The following is a 20,718-nucleotide window of genomic DNA, read 5'->3' as shown; positions in this document are numbered from 1 at the left end:
CCGATGAGCCACGGCACCGTCCGGGTCCGGCAACAGGAACCCGCCGTCCTGCGCATCACCCTGAACCGGCCAGAGCGCGGCAACACCGTCGACTCCGCCATGATCGCCGACCTGCACGAAGCCCTGGACAGCGCCGAGAAGGCCGATGCCTGCCGACTGGTCGTGCTCGACTCGCCGGGGCAGACGTTCTGCGACGGGATGGACATGGGCGAGGCGGCGGGGGACATCCGGACGGGGTCCGCACACGGCGGGGAAGCGGACCGAGGGGCGTCCAACGGGTCCGCGTTCTTCGGGCTGCTGCGGCGGCTCACCGAGGTGCCGCGGCTGACTCTCGCCTGCGTGGACGGACGGGTGGCGGGCGGCGGTGTGGGACTCGCCGCCGCCTGTGATCTCGTCCACACCACCGAGCGCGGCGTGTTCAGCCTGCCCGAGGCACTGTGGGGCCTGCTGCCGTGCAGCGTGCTCCCGTTCCTGGCCCGCCGCACCGGCTCGCGCACCGCGGGCACGATGACCCTCACCACCCTGCCGCTCACCGCCCAGGAGGCCGTGGACCGGGGTCTCGCCGACGAACTCTCCCGGGACGCCACCCCCTTGGTGCGCCGGCTGCTGTCCCGGCTGACCAAGGTCGACGCCCGGATGATCGGAGAGGCCAAGGAATACCTGTCCGCGCTGCATCCCGTCACCGCCGAGACCGAGCGGCGAGCGGTCACCGAGTTCGCCCGGCTCGCCGCGGCGCCCGGCGTCCGCGAGGGCATGGCACGCTTCGCCGCCGAAGGACGCTACCCGTGGGAGCGGTGAGCGCCGGGGCCGGGCACCGCCGGACGGAGCACGGGGAAGGCCGCCGATGAGAGTCGTATGGGCATTCCCCGGCCAGGGTTCCCAGCGCAAGGACATGGGCGCCGGCCTCCTGGACCGCCACCCCGAGACGCTCGCACGCGCGGACGCCGTACTCGGCCGCCCGGTACGCGAACTGGTCGCCGATCAGACCGCGTTGCGCGACACCCGCGTCCTGCAACCCGTCCTGTACACCCTCGGCGCGCTGACCTACCTCGACCGCGCCGCCCGTGAGCCGCAGCCCGACTGCATGATCGGACACAGTCTCGGCGAGTACACGGCGCTGTACGCGTCCGGCGCCCTCGACTTCGAGACCGGGCTGCGTCTCGTCGTGGCCCGCGCCGAGATCATGGGGCGGGCGAGCGGGGGCGGCATGCTCGCGGTCGTGGGACTGGACGTCGAGCGGCTGTGGGAGATCATGCGCCGTGAGGGCGCGGACGACGTCGACGTCGCCAACCACAACTCGCCCGTGCAGACGGTCCTCTCGGGTCCCGAGGACTCCGTCCGCGCCCTCGGGCCCGTGCTCCGCCGTGCGGGCGCGGGCAAGTGCGTACTGCTGCACATCAGCGTCGCCGCCCACTCCCGCTACATGGCCGAGGCCGCCGAGGAACTCGGCGCCGTCCTGGACACCGTCACCTTTCACGAGCCCCGCGTCCCCGTCGTCTCCAACGTCACGGCCCGCCCCCACCGGGCGGACCGGATCGCCCTCCGGCTGCGCGAACACATGTGCCGGGGGGTGCGCTGGTGGGACAGCCTGGCCCATCTCGTCGAACAGGGGGTCACCGAGCTGGTCGAGCTGGGCCCCGGAAGCGTGCTGACCAAGCTGTGGGCGACGGCCCGGACCGAACTCGCGCCGCCGACGGGGACCCAGGGCGCCGACGGCCGGGTGCCCGGGAGCGGCACGGGCGCGGACGCCGGTGGCGGGGCGGCCCCGTCAGCGCGCAACGGGCGGGACTCCGGGCCCCGCTCGGCGAAGGACGCGCGGCCGGGGCCGGAGACAGGCGGTGACAGCGCGGGAGCGCCGCCGACGCGGCCGAAGGCGGACGCGACGCGGCACCGCCGGGTACCGGTGACCCGGGAGCGGCTCGGCGCGGCGCGGTTCAGGGAGCGGTACGGGACCGAACTGGCCTGGGTCGTGTCCGGGACCGGGGACGGAGCCGTGGGCGACGAGGTCTGCCGGGTCGCTCGGGCGGCGGGGCTCGCGGCCTTCACCGATCCGGTTCCCGGCCCCCCGGACCCGGCGTCCCTGAGCCGGGCGGGCCGGCACGGCTGGGGGGTCGGGCTGCGTCCCGGCGCGGACGCGGACGAACAGGTCACCGCGCTGCTCGCGCACGAGGTGCGGCACGTCGAGACCGGCCACCCGCACGGCCCCGACGCGGCGCTCGTCCGCTTCCGCTTCACCGGCGCCCACCGCGGCCCGGGCGGCACCCCGGTCGCCGTACGGCACGTCATCGCCCGCGTCACCGGACCCGATCAGGCCGCCGCCTTCCTGCGCCCGCCCGCCCCGGCCCAGCTGGCCGAACTCGTCCGCACCAAAGGCCTGTCGGCGGGAGAGGCCGACGTCGCCCGTGAGCTGCCCGTCGCATCCGACCTGGCCGTCCAGGCACCGGGGGGCTGGCACGACCACGGCGCCGACGCCTGCCAACTACTGCCCTCCGTGGCCGCGCTCGCCGCCCGGAGCCCCGGGCCCGAACCCGTGCACGTGGGCCTGTGCGGAGTCGTCGGCACACCGGAGCAGGCCGCCACCGCCTTCGCCCTCGGCGCGGCGTTTCTCGTCTGCACCTCGCTCACCGCCTGCGCACCCGAGGCCCGACTGGACGGCCCCCTCAAGGACACCCTCGCACGGGCCGGCGACGACGACGTCACGTGGGCGCCCACCGAACGGCACGCCACCCTAGGCGTTCTCGCGCGGGTCGTCCGCCGGGGCACCCTGTTCCCCGCACGGGCGGGACTGCTGCACCGGCTCCTGCGCGAACACCGGTATTTCGCCGACGTTCCCGAAGTCCGGCGCCGGCACATCGAGGAACACCTCCTCGGCGGTCCGGCCACTCGGCCGCCGGCGGACACCCGAGCCGACGGGCGCCTCCGCACGGCCGACGTGTTCCGCCGGTACGCGCGGGAGACCGCACGCCGCACACCGGCCGGCATCCCCGTGCGGCCCCTGGACCACCAGCTGCCGTGCGACGCGGAACTCACCCGCTTCAACCGCGCCGTGGCCGGCACCGCACTGGCCGCGTGGACCGCCCGCACTCCGGACGCGGTGGCCGGACACCTCCTGACAAACGCTGCGGAACTGCTGAGCGCGAGGGCCCCGAGACGGGCCGAAACGCGCCCATGAATCAGCGGACATATCAAGCAATCGCTACGGTCTGCGGCGGACAGCGGGGTCCCGCCCACGGGACCCCACGGGCATGCGGCATGCCCGGCCCGACCCGGACCGAGCCGAGGCCGACCCCCGTGGAGTGAGGGCATGAACCCTGTGGAGCGCACCGACACCGACACCCGGCCCGACGGCGGTACGTCCGCCCCTACGGCGCCCCCGGGCACGCCGTCCGGCGACCCGGGGACGGGCCCGGTCGACCCCTGCGTCGTGCTCGTGTCGGCCGGCGACCCCGACCGGCTCGCCCGCGCCGCCCGCGGCCTGCGCGACCGGCTCGCCCTGCTGCTGCGCCAGGACCGGGCGCCCACCGCCGCCGACGTCGCCTGGACCACCCAGACCGGCAGGGTGCCCATGCGGCACCGGCTCGCCGTCGTACACCCCGGCCTGGCCGATGTCGTCGCCGCGCTCGGAACCTTCCTCACCGGCCGCTCCGACCCCGCCGTCCACACCGGACAGGCCGGCCGTGCACCGGCCGGCGTGCCCGGCACCGCCACCGACGCGGCCCGGCTGTGGGCCCAGGGCGCCGACCTGCCCTGGGAGACCTACTGGCGCACCCCCCGCACCCGCGTCGCCCTGCCGGTGTACCCCTTCACCACCACCGGCGCGCCCGCGCCGCAGCCCACCCCGGCACCGGCCGCCGACACCGCGCGGGACACGGGGACGGACCCGCGCGCGGCCGACCTGACCGCCGCCCTCCTGGAGAGATACGCCGAGGTGTCCGGGATACCCCGGGACGAACTCGACGCCCACACTCCCTTCGTGGAGTACGGCCTCACCTCGCTCCAGGTGGGCGAACTCAACCGGCTGCTGGCGGAGGACTGGGGGGTCCGCACCCGAACCCTGTTCTTCGAACACGGCGACATGGCCCGCGTGGCCGAGGACGCCGTGCGCCGCTGCGGAGCCACCCCGCGCCGGGCGCCGGACGCCGAACGGCCGCGGACCGGGGCCCGGCCGGCTCACGCACCGCGGGCCGCCGCGGATCCGGGCCCGGCCGAGGAGACCGGCGGCGCGATAGCCGTCATCGGTGTCGCGGGCCGATACCCGCAGGCCCCGGACCTGGAGGCGTTCTGGGCCAACCTGGAATCCGGACACGACTGCGTCACCGGCCTGCCCGCCGACCGGCACCGGCCCGGCTGGCCCGTCGACGAGATGACCGGCGGCTTCCTCGACGGCGTCGACCGCTTCGACCCGCTGCTGTTCGGCATCACCCCCCGCGACGCCGCCCTCATGGACCCGCACGAACGCCTCTTCCTGGAGACGGCGTGGGCCGCCCTGGAGAACGCCGCCCACCCCCGGCAGCGGCTGCGCGAGCGGCACCGGTCGCGCGTCGGCGTCTACGCGGGCGCCATGTACGCCGACTACGCCTTCTTCGGTGTGGAGGAGACCCTGCGAGGGCGCCCCGCCTACAGCGGTGGCGCGCTCGGCAACATCGCCAACCGGGTCTCGTACATCCTCGACCTGCACGGCCCGAGCCTCGCCGTGGACACCATGTGCTCCTCGTCGCTCGCCGCCCTGCACCTGGCCGTCCGCGCACTGCGCGCCGGGGACTGCGAGGTCGCCCTCGCCGGGGCCGTCAACCTCTCCCTGCACCCGAACAAGTTCGTGCAGCAGCGGCTCATGTCCCTGACCTCCAGCTCCCGGCGCTGCCGCAGCTTCGGTGCGGGCGGCGACGGGTTCGTGCCGGCCGAGGCGGTGGGCGTACTGGTGCTGAAGCCACTGGCCCGCGCCCTGGCCGACGGCGACCGGGTGCGGGCGGTGATCCGGGGCACCGCCGTGGTGCACGCCGGACGCACCAACGGCTACATCGTGCCGTCCCCCGTCGCCCAGGGCGAGGTCGTCCGGGACGCCCTCGCCGACGCCGGTCTGCGGCCCGCCGACATCGACTACGTGGAGGCGCACGGCGCCGGCACCGCGCTCGGTGACCCCGTCGAGATCGACGGACTCACCCGGGTGTTCGGCGGCGACGACCGCCCCCCGGGCTCCCTGCCCATAGGCTCGGTGAAGTCCACCATCGGGCACGCCGAGGCCGCCGCCGGCATGGCCGCGCTCACCAAGTGCCTCCTGCAGATGGAACACGGCACCCTGGCCCCGACCCTGCACGTGGACCGACTCAACCCGGACATCGACTGGGACACCGTTCCCTTCCGCGCCCAGCACACGGCCGCCCCCTGGCCGCGGCCGGTCGGCCCGGACGGCACACCCCGCCCCCGCCGCGCGGGCATCAGCTCCTTCGGCGCCGGCGGGACCATCGCCCACGTGGTGCTGGAGGAGTTCCCCACCCCCGCCCGCCAGGACACGGACACCGGCCCGGCACCCCGGCTGCTCGTGCTCTCCGCCCACGACGAAGGGCGCCTGAGAGACACCGCCTCCCGCCTCGCCACCCGGCTGCGCCGCCCGGACGGGGCTCCGCTCGCCGACGTCGCCTGGACCCTCCAGGTCGGCCGCGAACCACTGCGCGAACGCCTGGCGGTCGTCGTCGGCGACGCGGCGGACGCCGCCGCCCGCCTGGCGGAGTTCGCGGCACACGGAGACACCGACACCGAGGGTGTGGTGCGCGGCCGGGCACCACACGGCGGCCGGCCTCAGGGACGCCTGCTGCCGGACGGCCCGGACCCCGACCTCGCCGCACTGGCCCGGCACTGGGTGACCGGCGGTCCCGTCGACTGGACCCGCCTGTACACCGGCGCCGCGCCGCGCGTCATCTCCCTGCCGTCGTATCCCTTCGCCGCGATGCGCTGCTGGATCCGTGAGGAGGACGACACCGGCGGCCCCGTCGGCCTCCCGGGCGCCGGGTCCGACCGTGACACGCCGGCCCCTGGACAGGGCGCCGAGGACACCGTGCTGCTGCGTCGCGAGTGGCTGCCCACCGGGGAGGCGGCCGACGGGAGGGGACCCGCCGAGGGCGTCGTGGTGTGCCTGTACGGCACCGCGACCCGAACCGTGGCCGACGCGCTCGCACGCACCGCACCGCCCGGCACCCTCGTCCCGGTCCTCGTGCACGACGGTCACTCGCCGGGCAGCCCGGGGGAGTTCGGCGACGACGGCCAGGCGGACGCCGTCACCGACGAGCTGCTCGCCCGCCACCCTGTGGTCGCCGGCTGGATCGACCTCACCGACCTCGACCGGCCCGACCCCGCCGACCCCGGCCCCTGGACCGCCCGCCTGCTGCTGATCCGCCGGCTCATCGCAGCCCGGCCCGGCGCCCGGCTGCGCGGCCTCCAGGCGGTACGGGGACTCCAGGACCTCGACGGGCCCGCTCCCTGCCCGTCCGGCGCCCGCATGGCGGGGTTCCTGCGCTGCCTCGGCGCCGAGTACCAGCGACTGGACACCACCGTCCTCGACACCGATCTGCCCACCGCCGAACCGGAACGGCTGGCCGTCGCACTCTGGGGCGAGTGGCACCGGCCGGGGCAGCGCGCCGAGATCTGCCACCGGCACGGACTGCGCTACGAGCCCGTCCTGCGCCCCACCCTGGCCCGGCACGCCCCGCTCGCCCCGGACCCCGGTCGCGCCTACGTCGTCACCGGCGGCACCCGAGGCATCGGCGCCCGGATTGCCGCACACCTCGTCCAGCGCGGAGCACGGGCCGTCGCGGTGCTCGGCGGCCGGCCCCTGCCACCCCGCGAGCGGTGGGACACCCCCGGAGCGCTCGGCGCCGCCGAAGCGGAGGCCGTCGCCGGCGTACAGCGACTGGAACAGCTCGGCGCGCGTGTCCTGGTCCACACCGGCCCGCTCACCGACCGGGCCGCCGTCGGTGCCTTCCTGGAACGGGTGCGGTCCGAACTGGGTCCCCTGGGCGGCGTGGTGCACTGTGCCGGCGGTCTCGGCGGCGGCCGGCCCGCCTTCGTCGGCAAGGGCACCACCACCGTCCTGGCGACCTTCGCGCCCAAGGCCGACGGCCTTGAGACACTCGCCTCCCTGTGCGAGGACGACCGGCTGGACTTCTTCGTGGCGTTCTCCTCTGCCTGTGCCCTCGTGCCGCGTCTCGCCGTCGGCGTCACCGACTACGCGGCGGCCAACGCGGCGACGGACCTGCTGCTCGGCCACCGGGTCCGCACCGGTGGCGGCCACTTCCGTTCCGTGGCCTGGCCGATGTGGGCCGAGAGCGGCGCGGCACGCGGCAAGGACAACGTCTGCGTCCCCGTCGGCCTGGACACCGTCGACGACGCCACGGGGCTGCGCGTCCTTGAGCAGGTGATCGCCATGCCCTGGGGCGGCACGGTCCTGCCGGCCGTGCCCCTGGACGCCTCCTTCGACGCGGAGACCCTGCTGGACACCCGGGCGGGCGAGACGCCGGCCGTGCCACCGGAACCGGCACCGGCTCCCTCGCGCACCGACGGCGGCCCCGCCTGGCTGGTCCCGCTGGTGTGCGCGGTCCTGGGCACCCCGGAGGCCGACCTCGACACCACGGCCGACTTCACCGACCTCGGTGTGGAGTCCGTGATGCTGGGGGAACTGCTGGAGCACGTCGAGGAGGCCGTCGGCAAGCGCCTGCCGCCCTCGCTGCTGCTGGAGCACCCCTCGGTGCGGCAGCTCCACGACCACCTGACGTCCCTCGGCCTCGCTCCGCACCCCGAACCGGTGGCCGGGGCACTCGAACCGGTGGCCGGGGCACCCGTACCGGACCCCGCCGCGCTCCCGCTCCCTGCCCCGGCGCCGACCACCGCGGCCCCCGCCGGCAGCCGCACCGACGGCAAGGTGGCCGTCGTCGGCATGGCCGGACGATTCCCTGGCGCCCCGGACGTCGCCGCCTTCTGGCGCAACCTGCTCGAAGGCCGCTGCGCCGTCACCGAGGTACCGGTCGAACGCTGGGACACCGGGACCCACTACCGCCCGGACCACGAACTGGGCCGGAGCAACGGGAAGTGGGGCGGGTTCCTGGACGGAATCGACCTGTTCGACCCCGGGCCCTTCCAGCTCACCGACGACGAGGCCACCGTGCTGGACCCGGGGATCAGGCTGTTCCTTGAGGCCACCCGCGACTGTCTGGCCGACGCCGGCTACCGGGGCGAGGAACTGCGCGGCCGGGACGTGGGCGTCTTCGTCGGCGGGCGGATCTCCTCCTACCCGCTGCGCGCGCCGCTGCGCCCCGACGTGCTCCAGTCCGACCAGAACTTCCTGGCCGCCCAGGTGGCGCACCGTTTCGACTTCCGGGGCCCCAACCTCGTGGTGGACAGCGCTTGTTCGTCCTCCCTGGTGAGTGTGCAGCTGGCGTGCCGCAGCGTGCTGTCCGGGGAGGCGGAACTGGCCCTGGCCGGCGGGGTGGAGATCCTGCTGGACGAGCGTCCCTACCTGGAGTTCAGCGCCGCCCGCGTGCTGTCGCCCACCGGCCGCTGCCGACCGTTCGACGAGCGGGCGGACGGCATCGTGCCGGGGGAGGGCTGCGGCGCGGTCCTGCTGAAACCGCTGGCCGCCGCCCTGCGTGACGGCGACCGCGTGCACGCGGTGATCGAGGCGGTCGCCGTCAACAACGACGGCCACACCATGGGCACGACCACGCCGAACCCGGCCGCCCAGACCGACGTCGTCCGCAAGGCCCTCGCCGCGGCCGGGCGCCGGGCCGAGGAGATCGGACTGGTGGAGGCGCACGGGACGGCCACCAGGATCGGCGACCCGATGGAACTCAAGGCGCTCACCGACGCCTTCTCGGGCGCCGAGGAGCCGTACGGCCGTTGCTGCATCGGCAGCCTGAAGGCCAACGTCGGCCACCTGTTGAGCGCGGCCGGCGTGGCGGGTCTGATCAAGGTCGCGCTGAGTCTGGAGCACGGGGTGGTGCCGCCCACCCTGTTCTGCGAGACGCCCAACCCCCGCTTCGACTTCGCCCACTCGCCGTTCCGGCCCGTGATCACGGCCGAACAGTGGACGGCACCGCCCGCACGGCGGGTGGCCGGGATCAGTTCCTTCGGGCTGGGCGGCACCAACGCCCACCTCGTCGCCTCCGCCCTCGACCCGGCCGATCGGCCGGCGGGCGTACCGGTACGCGAGCCGCTGCCCGCACCCGCCTACACACGACGGCGGCTGTGGCTGGACCGGAAGGCGGACGGCGGTCCCGCCCGGGCCCCCCAGGCGCCCCCCGTGCCGCAGGCGGCCCCCCAGGCGTCCGCCGTGCCGCGGGCGGAGCCCCAGGCGTCCCCCGTGCCGCAGGCGGAGCCCCGGCCGGCACCCGCCCGTGCGGCCATCCTCGATCTGCGCTTCGTCACCCGCCAGGTGACGGACGGCGTTCCCGAATCCAGCCCGGCGGCACGGGTGCCGTAGCCCCCGGCCCGCCGCCCGTCACGCACGGAAGGAAGCACCACCATGGACAACTCCGCAGAGGCGGCCACAGGGTCCGCGGACGCGGCACCGGCGCTGCCCACCCCTCGCCAGGCCACGCTGGCCATCGCCGGTGTGATGGTGGCGATGCTGTTGTCGGCCCTGGACCAGACCGTCGTCAGTGTCGCCCTGCCCAGTATCGTCGGCGAACTGGGTGGTCTCGAACGCCTGCCCTGGGTGGTCACGGTCTACCTGGTCACCTCCATGGCCGTCACCCCGCTGTGGGGCAAGGTGTCCGACCTCTACGGCCGCCGGGCCGTGGTGCAGTGCGCCATCGGCGTCTTCGTCGTGGGGTCCGTGCTGTGCGGTGTGGCACAGAGCATCTGGCAGCTCATCGTCTTCCGCGGCGTCCAGGGCCTCGGCGCGGGCGGTCTGTTCGTGCTGGCGCTCGCGGTGATCGCCGACGTGGTGCCACCGGAGCGCCGGGGCCGCTACCAGGGCATGTTCGGGGCGGTGTTCGGCCTGTCGAGCGTGGTCGGGCCGCTGGTCGGCGGCTGGTTCACGGACGGCCCGGGCTGGCGCTGGATCTTCCTGATCAACGTGCCGGTCGGCGTGCTGGCCCTGGTGGCGACCGCCGTCGGCCTGCGCGTCCGCAGCCCCCAGCGCCCGCACACCATCGACTTCACCGGCGCCGCGCTGGTGGCCGGTGCCGTCGTGTGCGCACTGCTGTACCTCAACTGGTCGGGCGACGCCTATGGCTGGGCCGCCCCCGGATCGCTGCTGCTGGCCGCCGGCGCCGTCGTGCTCGCAGCCCTGTTCGTGTGGGCGGAGAACCGGGCGGCCGAACCCGTCATCCCCATGCGCCTGTTCCGCAACCCGGTCTTCGGCGTCGGAGCCCTGTTCGGACTGCTCGCCGGGGCGGCCATGTTCGCCGGCATCGTGTACCTGCCGCTGTACTTCCAGGCCGTCATGGGCATGTCCTCCACCCGCTCCGGAATGGCCATGCTGCCCGCGATGTTCGGACTGACCCTCACCTCCATCGGCTCCGGCCAGCTGATCAGCAAGAGCGGCCGGTACAAGGTGTTCCCGGTCTCCGGCTCCGCACTGCTGGTCGTCACCATGCTGCTGCTGTCCCGGCTCGACGCCGACACCCCCTACTGGCAGATCGGCCTGTACGCCTTCCTGTTCGGCGCCGGAGTCGGCCTGGTGATGCAGCCCGTCATCACCGCCGTGCAGAACTCCGTGCCGCCACAGGACATCGGTGCGGCCACCAGCGCCGCGAACTTCTTCCAGCGCATGGGGTCCGCGGTCGGGGTCGCGCTCCTGGGCACCGTACTCACCAGCCGGGCGGCCGACCGACTGGCAGACGTCGGCCCGGACGCGGCACGCGCCGCCGACCAGGGCGTCACGGCCCTGCACCGGCTGCCCGAACCGGCGCGCGGGGACGCCCTGGACGGCTACGCGCACGCCATGGGCGACATGTTCCTGGTGTGCGTCCTGCTGGTCGGAATCGCCCTCGTGGTGTCCCTGTTCCTCAAGGAGATGCCCCGCGGGAGCGCCCCGGCCGCCAAGGAGCCGGCGCAGGAGGCGCCCGCGGCCGGCTGACCCGCCCGAGGCGGCCGGGACCGCCCACCGCCTGCTCAAAGTTGTGCAGCCCCCGGACGTCGGTCCGCCTAGCGTGGCTCGCGCCGGCCCCAGGCCCGGCACGAGCCACGCATTCTGCGCACTGGAAGGACGGCCATTCATGGATCAGCGGACAGCCCGGAGCGCGGCCGGTCCCAGCCCCGCGTCGGCCCAGAGCCCCATGCCCGCCGACAAGCTGCTGCACTCGGGCAACTCTGGCTTCACCATCGCCCGCAGCGCCCAGCTGAAGTACGAGCACCGCGACGAGGGCCGCAAACTCTTCGCCGACGTGATCGCCTACATGAACCAGTCCGACCTCAACGGTGCCTCCTTCTACTTCTACGAGGAGGCGTTCGGCAAGCAGGACCGGGTGCACTGGCTGATCCACTGGAAGACCCCGAACGACTACGCCATCAGCCTGCACATGGTCGATCACGACGAGAAGATGATCGACATGCTGGAGAGCGACCGCGTGCCCGAGGACGCCAGCGCCGGCGTGTGGGGCCGGGCCGTCGTCGAGGGCTCCGTGCGCGAACGCATCCTCGTCCCGCAGCACGGGCTCGTGCACGAGGAGGACGACCACGACAGCGGCGAACTCTGGGTGGACCCGGCCAAGCTGCAGACCGACCAGTCCGACACCGAGCTGCTGCACTCCGCGAACGCGCTGGTCACCCTGCACCGCACCGGACAGGCCTCGCACGAGTTCCGCAAGGAGGCCCGGCTGTACGCGTTCGCCTGGCAGAACGAGGTCAACCGCAAGCTGCCCGGCCGCGCCACCTCGTACCTCTACGAGGAGACCTTCGGTGTGATGGACCGGCTGCACTGGCTCGTCCATCTCAAGGACTTCGACGCCTACCAGGAACTGCTCGAACTCGAACGCACGGACGCCGACTTCCGAGCGCTGGGCGAACGGCAGTTCATCGCCGAACGCAAGGGCGGCGGCACCTGGGGCCGTTCCTACGTGCCCGGCACCATCGAGGACACCGTGCTGCTGCCGTACCAGCTTCACCCGGGCGCGTGAAGGCCTGGCTCTTCGCCGGCCAGGGGGCGCAGCGCGTCGGCATGGGGCAGGCGCTCTTCGACCGCTTCCCCGAGTACGTGACGGCCGCCGACCGTGTCCTCGGCGAGTCCGTGCGTGCCCTGTGCCTGGACGACCCCGACGGCCGGCTGAACCGCACCCGGTGGACCCAGCCCGCGCTGTACGTCGTCAACGCGCTCGCCTGTGCACAGGCGCTGGCGGAGGGCCCCGCACCCGACCTCCTGGCGGGACACAGTCTCGGCGAGTACAACGCGCTGCTCGCCGCGGGCTGCTTCGACTTCGAGACCGGCCTGCGGCTGGTGTGCCGGCGCGGGGAGCTGATGGGCGAGGCGGACGGCGGCGCCATGCTGGCCGTCGTCGGCCTGTCGCCGGACGCCGTCCGAGCCCTGCTCGACCGCAGCGGTGCCGCCGACGTCGACCTGGCCAACCTCAACACCGCCACCCAGGTGGTGGTGTCGGGGCCGGCCGAGTCCATGAAGGCGGTCCGCACCGCCGTACGGGAGACCCCGGGCGCCCGCTGCGTCCCGCTGGCCACCAGCGGTGCCTTCCACTCCCGGCACATGCGCCCCGCCCAGGAGCGCTTCGCCGCCTTCCTCGGCGCCGTCGGCTTCCGGCCGCCGAGCATCCCCGTGATCGCCAACGTCACCGGCCGGCCCTATCCGGCCGACGGCGTGGCGGACCTGCTGGCCCGGCAGATCGCGGCCCCGGTGCGCTGGCACGAGACCCTGCGGGAACTGATCCGGCGGGGAGTGACCGAGGCCGACGAGTTCGGCCCGCGCCCCATGCTGCGGCCGATGTGGGAGTCGGTACGGGCCGAGCCCGACACCGCCCCGCGGCCGGAGTCCGTGTCTGCTCCCGCTCCGCGGCCGGAGTCCGTGTCTGCTCCCGCCCCGACGGCGGTGCGGCGGGACGTCCCGGTCGTCGCTCGTGGGCCGGAAGCGGTGCGGCACCCAGCTGTCGCCAGTGGGCCGGAAGCCGTGCGGGACCCGGCCCTCGCCAGCGGGCCGGAAGCCGTGCGGGACCCGGCCGCCGCCCGGCTCGGCAGCGCGGAGTTCCGCCGGGACCACGGGGTGCGCTACGCCTACCTCGCGGGCAGCATGTTCCGGGGTGTGTCCTCGGTGGAACTGGTCGCCCGGCTCGGACGGGCCGGCCTTCGCGGCTACTTCGGCGCCGGCGGACTGGACCTCGGTACCGTCGAGAAGGCCCTCACCGAACTCGACCGCACCCCGGGCCTCGACGGCCGCTACGGCGTCAACCTGCTGCACGACCTGACGCGTCCCGGTGCCGAGGACGCCCTGACCGACCTGCTGCTGCGGCACGACGTCCGGCACGTGGAGGCCGCCGCCTTCACCACCGTCACTCCCGGGCTCGTCCGCTTCCGGTTCACCGGCGCCCACCGCACCGCCGACGGCACCCCCGTCGCCGTACGCACCCTGGTCGCGAAATGCTCACGCCCCGAGGTGGCCGCCCACTTCATGGCACCGCCCGCCGGGGAACTGCTGCGGCGCCTGGTCGACCAGGGCGCGCTGACCCCCGCAGAGGCCGACGCGGCCCGCGGGCTGCCGGTGGCGCAGGACATCTGCGTGGAGGGCGACTCGGCCGGCCACACCGACGGCGGGGTCAGCCTGGCCCTGGTGCCGACGACGGCCGCGCTCGCCGAGCAACTGACGGCACTGCACGGCTACGTCCGCCGCCTGCGGGTGGGGGCCTGCGGAGGGCTGGGCACCCCCGAGGCGGTCGCGGCGGCCTTCGTGCTGGGCGCCGACTTCGTGGTCACCGGCTCCGTCAACCAGTGCTCACCGCAGGCGGGCACCTCGGACGCCGTGAAGGACCTGCTGGCCGCGCTGGACGTCCAGGACACCACGTACGCGCCCGCCGGCGACCTGTTCGAACTCGGTGCCCGCGTCCAGGTGGTCCGCAAGGGCACCCTCTTCGCGGCCCGGGCCAACAAGCTGTACCAGCTCTACCGCGGCCACGGCGGCCTGGACGACCTGGACGAGGCCACCCGCACCTGGCTGGAGCGCGACTGTCTGCGCGCCCCGCTGGACCAGGCGTGGAAGCAGACCTGCGCCCACTACCGGGACACCGGGCGCGCTCACGAGATCGAACGGGTCGAGCGCGACCCCCGACGCCGGATGGCGCTCCTGTTCAAGTCGTACTTCGCCCGCACCAACCGGGCCGCCCAGGACGGAGACCCCGCCGAGCGGGCCAACTACCAGGTGCACTGCGGGCCCGCGGCCGGCGCCTTCAACCGCTGTGTCACCGGCACCGCCCTCGAGTCCTGGCGGGAACGGCACGTCGAACGCATCGCCGAGCTGCTGATGACCGGGGCGGCGCGGGTCCTCGACGAGCGCCTGGCCGCCTACGCCCAGCCCGGGCCACGTCCACCGACCCACCCATGACCCATACGAGGAGAGCAACATGACCCTGGACAGCGGCACGCCCGGTGTTCCGCCCGCCCGGCACCAGACCGCGCAGCCCGCGGACCGGATCCTGCACTCGGCGAACGCCGGCGTCGTCGTGGAGCGGGTCGCGCAGATCGCCGCCGGACAGGGCGACAGCGCGCGCCGGCTGGCCCGTGAGGCCGCGGAGTTCGTCAACACCAAGCACCCGGGCCTCGCGACCGTGTTCGTCTACGAGGAGACCTTCGGCGTCAAGGACCGTCTGCACTGGCTGATCCACTTCCGGTCCCTGGAGGACTACGAGGGGCTGCTGCACATGGGCGGCGCCCGCGACTTCCGGGACGGTGTGCTCGGCGGCCATGTCTCCCAGCACCAGGCGGACGAGTGGCAGGCCGCGTTCGTGCCCGGCAGTGTGCGGGAGACCATGATGCTCCCGCACCGTTGGGGGATGTTCGGCACCGCCACCCAGACCATGGCCCAGGACCCGTCGATGAGCCCGCTGGCCGCCGACCGGGAGGAGCCGTGGTTCGAGGTGCAGCCGGCGCACCACCAGACCGCCGTCCCCGCCGACCAGCTCCTCAACACGGCCACCGCCGGCGTGATCATGCACCGGGTGGTCGACTTCAGCTACAAGTACCGGGCCGAGGCACGCCTCTTCGCCCGCACGGTCGCCGAGAACACCAACCTCAACGCCGACGGGGACGCCACTGCGCTGGTCTTCGAGGAGCTGTTCGGGACCATGGAGCGGATGCACTTCCTCATCCACATGAAGTCGCTGGGCACGATGTACAAGCTGATGGGCATCGACGCCCGCACCGACCCCGCGGCGCCGCGTGCCACGTACATGCAGGACTGGGTGTCCAAGGAGCAGGGTGGTGGCCGCTGGGACAGCCTGATGCTGGAGGGCAGCGGGAACGACGGCTGCCTGACGCCGCAGTACTGGGCGGACTGAGGCCGACGCGAGGAGGCCGCGGCACTCGGGTGAGTGCCGCGGCCTCCTCGCGTCGTGTCCGGCGGGGCCGGTGTCAGGCCATGGTGGTCACGCAGAACGGGTGACCGGCCGGGTCGATCAGCACGACCCACTTCTCGCCGCCCGGCTGGTGGTCCGGCCTGGTGGCTCCCAGCGAGGTCAGCCGCTCCACCGACTCGTCCAGGTCGCTGACGCTGAAGTCGAGGTGCATCTGCTTGTCGTCACCGGGCCACGAGGGCTGCTTCAGGCCCGGGACCCGCTGGAAACCGATGCGGCTGGACCCGTCCTCGGTGCCGATGTAGGCGAAGTCCTCGCTCGCGAAGAGCGTCTGCCAGCCGGTGACGGCGCTGTAGAACTCGGCCAGGGCCTTCGGGTCCGGCGCGTCAAGGGTGACCGCTGCCAGCTGCCCAATCGGGGACATGAAAGGTTTCCTTCCTCAGGACGATGGTCGTCTCGGCGTGCAACCTCCGCGTGCACCTCCGGCGTTCGCGAGCCTAGGCCCTCACCGGGGCGGGCGCACGCGGATCGCCGGGACTACTCGAAGGAGTGGTCCAACGCGATCGACGCGTGACCGTCCGGGCCCGGGTTGTCGCAGAAGTAGGTGCCGGTGCCGCGCAAACCGGTCAACCCGCCCGTTCCTGAACCGTCCAGTACCTCCAGGGTGGCCTTGGCCGTGCCGCCTCCGGTGGTGCCGGTGACCTGGAGGACGAAGCTGCCGCTGCGGTCGCCGATCCGGCCCGTCACCCGTTCCAGCGCCGTGAACACACTCGCCCCGTCGGGGGACAGGGCGATGAGGACCTGCTGGACGCCCTCGCCCTCGATGTTCCCCCGGTAGTGGTTGGCCACCTCGCCGTGCAGCAGCAGCGGAGCGCCCTCCGTCTGCTCATAGGGCGCCGGCTGCCAGGGATCCCAGGTCATGGTGCTGGTCGACTGCATGTGCTGTCCTCTCGCTCGCGGTATTTCGGCGAACCGGTGGCCGGACTGCCGACGGGGATCAGCCGGATTCTCATGCCTCGGCGCCGCAGGCTCTGCTCACTTTTGAGCGAAGCAGACAAAAGCATTTCCGGGGTACCGGGACCGGAAAGCGCGCTGTTATCTTCGGGGCCATGACCGATGAATTCCAGGAAATGCCAGAGGACTGGACCCGCGCCCTCGCCGTGGTGGCGCACCCCGACGACATGGAATTCGGCGCCGCGGGCGCCGTGGCCCGCTGGACCGCGGCCGGGAAGTCGGTCACCTACCTGGTGGCCAGCCGGGGCGAGGCCGGCATCGACTCGATGGCGCCGGAGAAGGCCGCCGAGGTCCGCGAGGCGGAGCAGCGGGCCAGCGCGGCCGTGGTGGGAGCGGCCGGAGTGGAGTTCCTCGACCATCCCGACGGCCGCATCGAGTACTCCGCCGAGCTGCGCCGCGAGTTCGCCGCCGCGATCCGCCGCCACCGCCCCGAACTGGTCCTCGGCTTCTGCCACCACGACCACACGTCGACGGGACGCTGGAACTCGCCGGACCACCGCAACACCGGCCGCGCCCTGCTCGACGCGGTCGGCGACGCGGCCAACCGCTGGATCTTCCCCGAGGACGGCCCCGGCCCCTGGCAGGGCGTTCGCCACGTGGCGGTCTCCAACTCGCCCAGGCCGACCCACGCCGTGGACGTCACCGACCACATCGACCAGGCGGTGGCCTCGCTGGAGGCCCACGCCAGCTATCTGGCGGCCATGCAGCCGCCCGTCACCGACGTCCGCGGCCCGCTGCTTGGCCTGGCCCGGGCGATGGGCGCGCGCTTCGGCGGCCGTCCGGCGATCGCCTTCGAACTCATACCGCGCTGACCGCCGCCGCGGCCGGCACCACGGGCCGGGGACGACGGGCGGCCCGCCCCGTCGTCCCCGGCCCGCGTGCGAGGGAGGCGCCGGCTCAGCTCCTGACGTACACGCTGCGGTGCACGCGCCACTGCTGCATCCGGGGGCGGTCCGGGTCGGGCAGGGCGCGCAGGGAGGCCAGCGCCGGCTCGACGACCCGGGCCCAGGTCTCGTCGTCCACCTCCCACAGATACGGCGGCAGCCGGCGCTCCAGGCTCTCCAGGAGCTGCCGGGGCGTCGTGGCCCGCTCGTAGTCAGGGGCGAACTCGTGCCGCAGCCGCTCCAGCCCCGCCGCCCGCGCCGCCGCGTCGAGGCCCTCGGGGGTGTCGGGGCGTGGCGGCTGCAGCACGGCCAGCCGGTCCAGTACGGCGACCAGCTCGTCCGGATCGGCGGCGGGATCCCCGTGCACCGCGAGCAGCCGCCCCCCGGGGCGCAGCACCCGCGCCGTCTCGCGCAACGCCTGGGCCATGTCCCCGACGAGATGCAGGACGTGTGTGAACACCACGTTGTCGAAGCTGCCGTCGGTGAACGGCAGCGCCCGGGCGTCCCCGACGGAGACCCGCCCCGGGAGCCGTTCGGCGGCCCGCGCCAGCATCGGCAGCGACACGTCGACGCCGTGCACCTCGTGGCCCAGCTCGGCCAGCCCCGCCGCCACGACGCCCGTGCCGACGCCCACCTCCAGCACCGGGCCCGGAGTCAGGTCCCCGGCCAGCTGTGCCGCGGCCTGTCTGCCGCGTTCCATTCCGCCCCGCATCCGGTCGTAGTCGTCCGCGACCCGGTCGAAGGCCTTGGCCTCGGTCACCGCGCAGTTCCTTCCGTGTCGATGTGCCAGGTGATCTCCGCGTACCGCACGAGGTCGGCGACCTCCTGCGGCGCGCGGACGAACTCCGTGATCAGCTCCGCCACCAGGGCGGGACGGTCGTGCGGCGCGTAGTGACCGGCGACGGCCAGTTCCGCGTACCGCGCGTGCGGGAAGCACCGGGCGGCCTCGCGGGCCCGGGCGGGGGAGGAGATGCCGTCGAACTCCGAGCAGACGAACAGCGCCGGCACGGCCACCCGGGATGCCTGCGCCGCCGAGTCCAGCCGCCAGAGGTCCACGAGCTGACGGGCGTACCGCACGAGTACCTCGGCGTCCCGGAAGGGCCTGCGCACCTCGTCGACGAGCGCCCTGCTCAGCACCCCGAGCACGCCCGCGTCCCGGGCACCGGGGCTGCCCCTGCCGCCCGCCGCGCCCGGGGCCAGCAGGTCGAGCATCCGTGCGGCCTTCTCGGGCCTGCGGTCCAGCGCGCGGCACACCGCCGCGAGGTCGGACTCGTACTTGGTGTCCATGCCGTCCCAGCGGTCGTTCTGCCGGAACGTGGCGTTCAGGAACACCAGGGAGGCGACGGCCTCTGGGCGGTGCTGCTGGAAGGCCGTGGCGATCTTGGCACCGGTGCACCAGCCGAGCAGATGGGCGCGCTCGGCGCCGACGGCCCCCAGCACCGCGTCGACGTCGTCGAGCTGGTGCCGGTTTCCCCAGGCCGGATCCTCCCGCTCGGTGCCGCGTACCTGCCAGGTGACGACGCGGTGGTGCGGGGTCAGGTGCGCGCACAGCCGGGACAGGAACCCGGGGCCCTGCCCGAGCGCGTTCAGCACCAGGAGGGGCGGCCCGTCGCCGGTCCCGCCCTCGAACAGCACGAGCGGCCGCCCCGCCACCTCCACGACCTGTTGCCGCAGACCCGTGCCCCGCGCCGCGTCCGGCGACACCCGACGCGCCCGGACGGCGCCGAACAACTCCCACTGCCCGGCGGGGGAGAGGGGCGGGGCGTCCGCCGAGGGGGCGGGGGAGGCCCCGCCTGCGGGAGGCGGCGGGGGCGCTGCGGGCACCGGGGGGCCGGCGCGCGGGGCCGGTTCCGGGGGCACGGGAGGTTCCGGGGAAAGCGGCGGCACGGCGCTGGACGCCGCGAGGGCTTCAGGAGCCGCGCTCCCGGCCGCACCCGTACCGTCCGGCTCTGATCGTGCCGTGTCGTGCGCCGGTGCGCCGGACCGGGCCGGCCCGCGCCTCGCGGCGCCGGACGGTCCCGCGTCCGTGTCCGCCGTGTCGAGCGCCGTCCCGCTCGGCCGACGCTCGTCCCAAGCCGCCGGTGCCGTCTCGCGCAGCCGTACCGCCTGGTGGCGTACGTCGGTCAGGCGGAGGTCCAGGAGCCGGTCGGCGGCGTTGAAGGCCGCGCGGTCCGGTACCGGAAGGATGTCGATGCCGTGCACCGCGCCGGCCCGGGCGAGTACGTCGGCCAGCGGGACCGGGGCGGGCCGGGGCACCGAGGCGAAGCCGTCGGGCAGCTCCCCCGGCGCGCCGGCCCCCCAGAGTTCCCCGGCGGCCCGGTCCGCGGTCAGCAGGGTCAGGCCCAGGCCCGCCACGCCGGACACCCGCAGCGGGTGCCGCTCGAACCAGTCGGGCACCCGGTCCTCGACCTCCGTGCGCACCGAGTGCAGCGCCCACAGCAACCGGTGCGCGCCCGGCGGGCACTCGCCCAGCACCGGCGCCCGGGCATCCACCACCGGCGCCGTGCGCAGCACCCGCCAGGACACCCCGGCGTCCAGGCACGACTCCACGGCCAGCCGTTCCAGGTCCCGGTACGACCGGTGCGCCCGGCCGTCGTCCGGCCTCGTGTCCGGGCCCACGTGCACATGGCCGCGGGCCCCGAGGCCGGGCAGCGCGGAGAGCAGCGAGCCGGCCAGCGCGGCGTCCGCGCGTGCTCCGCGGGCGGGCGACCGGTCCCAGCCCGGCACCACGCACCACACCTGCTCCGCCGTCCAGGTCTTCAGCTCGGCCTCCACGGCGTCCGGCTCGACACACACCACGGTCAGCCGCCCCGCGTCGAGGGCGTGCCGCTCCCCGGCCCCGCCCGCGCACCGCGTCACGAACCCGGCCAGCTCCTCCCGGCCAGGCGCCGGCGCCCCGGGACGGGACCGGACGGCGGACAGCAGGACCACCTCGGGGTCGGCGGCGGAATCAGTGGCCGCCAGACAGCGGGCGGCGAGCCGGCCCGCGAGGAGTGGTGACGTACCGGCGATCAGCACACGCTGCGGCATGCGTAACGTCCTCCTGTGCCGACGGGTGCCGCCGAGCGCCTGATTCCCGGGGCCTGAAAACAAAATGAAGAACCCAGATGGTCCCCTCTTTACGGGCCGGAATTCTGCTCAATAGTGCGCACGCCGAAAAAGTACCCGGGCGCCCTTGCGGCGGCGTGAATTCCGTCGTTAGCATCCCCGCGCCGGATTTCTCTCGACCAAGCTCGCACGCCCTTTCCGCGACGTTCCCGGAACCGACCGCACGCGTGCACACCGATACCGCTCACCCGGCACACCGGCACCACCCCGGCGAC

Annotated in this window: 12 protein-coding genes; 8 read left to right on the top strand and 4 right to left on the bottom strand. The window is 74.4% G+C overall.

The annotated features are described in order from the left end of the window. Positions 1 to 3 precede the first annotated feature (3 nt). The 7 genes from ACGFYH_RS16830 (at position 4) to ACGFYH_RS16800 (ending at position 15,482) form a co-directional block, all read left to right on the top strand. Positions 4 to 798 (top strand): enoyl-CoA hydratase-related protein, encoded by a 795-nt coding sequence (locus tag ACGFYH_RS16830; RefSeq protein ID WP_393803873.1) that lies wholly within the window; start codon positions 4 to 6, stop codon positions 796 to 798. A gap of 46 nt (positions 799 to 844) precedes the next feature. Beyond that, complete coding sequence (gene fabD, locus ACGFYH_RS16825) at positions 845 to 3,172, top strand: ACP S-malonyltransferase (RefSeq protein WP_393803872.1); 2,328 nt, start codon at positions 845 to 847, stop codon at positions 3,170 to 3,172. Positions 3,173 to 3,304: 132 nt separating this feature from the next. Beyond that, positions 3,305 to 9,469, top strand: coding sequence for an SDR family NAD(P)-dependent oxidoreductase (locus ACGFYH_RS16820; protein WP_393803871.1), 6,165 nt, complete (start codon positions 3,305 to 3,307; stop codon positions 9,467 to 9,469). A gap of 42 nt (positions 9,470 to 9,511) precedes the next feature. Then, positions 9,512 to 11,071 carry an MDR family MFS transporter gene (locus ACGFYH_RS16815; RefSeq protein ID WP_393803870.1) on the top strand — a complete coding sequence of 520 codons (1,560 nt, stop codon included), beginning with the start codon at positions 9,512 to 9,514 and terminating at the stop codon, positions 11,069 to 11,071. A 139-nt stretch (positions 11,072 to 11,210) separates the two neighbouring features. Continuing rightward, a complete protein-coding gene (locus ACGFYH_RS16810; protein WP_393803869.1) occupies positions 11,211 to 12,110 on the top strand; it encodes a DUF6039 family protein in 900 nt (299 codons plus the stop codon). Then, positions 12,107 to 14,530, top strand: coding sequence for an ACP S-malonyltransferase (gene fabD, locus ACGFYH_RS16805; RefSeq protein WP_393803868.1), 2,424 nt, complete (start codon positions 12,107 to 12,109; stop codon positions 14,528 to 14,530). Before ACGFYH_RS16810 ends, fabD (ACGFYH_RS16805) begins: the two co-directional genes overlap by 4 nt. A 19-nt stretch (positions 14,531 to 14,549) precedes the next feature. Then, on the top strand, positions 14,550 to 15,482 hold the full coding sequence (locus ACGFYH_RS16800) for a DUF6039 family protein (protein ID WP_393803867.1): 933 nt from the start codon (positions 14,550 to 14,552) through the stop codon (positions 15,480 to 15,482). Positions 15,483 to 15,555: 73 nt separating this feature from the next. Here ACGFYH_RS16800 and ACGFYH_RS16795 read toward each other — a convergent pair whose 3' ends face one another. Continuing rightward, positions 15,556 to 15,921, bottom strand: coding sequence for a VOC family protein (locus tag ACGFYH_RS16795; protein ID WP_393803866.1), 366 nt, complete (start codon positions 15,919 to 15,921; stop codon positions 15,556 to 15,558). 113 nt (positions 15,922 to 16,034) lie between these two features. Further along, a complete protein-coding gene (locus ACGFYH_RS16790) occupies positions 16,035 to 16,436 on the bottom strand; it encodes a DUF3224 domain-containing protein (protein ID WP_393803865.1) in 402 nt (133 codons plus the stop codon). A gap of 170 nt (positions 16,437 to 16,606) precedes the next feature. Here ACGFYH_RS16790 and ACGFYH_RS16785 point away from each other — a divergent pair, with 170 nt between their 5' ends. Then, positions 16,607 to 17,323: a PIG-L deacetylase family protein gene (locus tag ACGFYH_RS16785; RefSeq protein ID WP_393803864.1), complete on the top strand. Its 717-nt coding sequence runs from the start codon at positions 16,607 to 16,609 to the stop codon at positions 17,321 to 17,323. An 85-nt stretch (positions 17,324 to 17,408) separates the two neighbouring features. On the opposite strand, the gene ACGFYH_RS16780 is transcribed toward ACGFYH_RS16785, so the two are convergent. Both ACGFYH_RS16780 and ACGFYH_RS16775 read right to left on the bottom strand, forming a co-directional pair. Next, positions 17,409 to 18,155 carry a class I SAM-dependent methyltransferase gene (locus ACGFYH_RS16780; protein WP_393803863.1) on the bottom strand — a complete coding sequence of 249 codons (747 nt, stop codon included), beginning with the start codon at positions 18,153 to 18,155 and terminating at the stop codon, positions 17,409 to 17,411. After that, complete coding sequence (locus ACGFYH_RS16775; protein ID WP_393803862.1) at positions 18,152 to 20,425, bottom strand: alpha/beta fold hydrolase; 2,274 nt, start codon at positions 20,423 to 20,425, stop codon at positions 18,152 to 18,154. Before ACGFYH_RS16775 ends, ACGFYH_RS16780 begins: the two co-directional genes overlap by 4 nt. Positions 20,426 to 20,718 lie beyond the last annotated feature (293 nt).

It is taken from the genome of Streptomyces sp. NPDC048392, assembly GCF_043200575.1.
In the GTDB taxonomy this organism is placed as follows: domain Bacteria; phylum Actinomycetota; class Actinomycetes; order Streptomycetales; family Streptomycetaceae; genus Streptomyces.
Note: the sequence above shows the minus strand (reverse complement) of the source record. Positions and strands in the feature narration are given on the sequence as shown.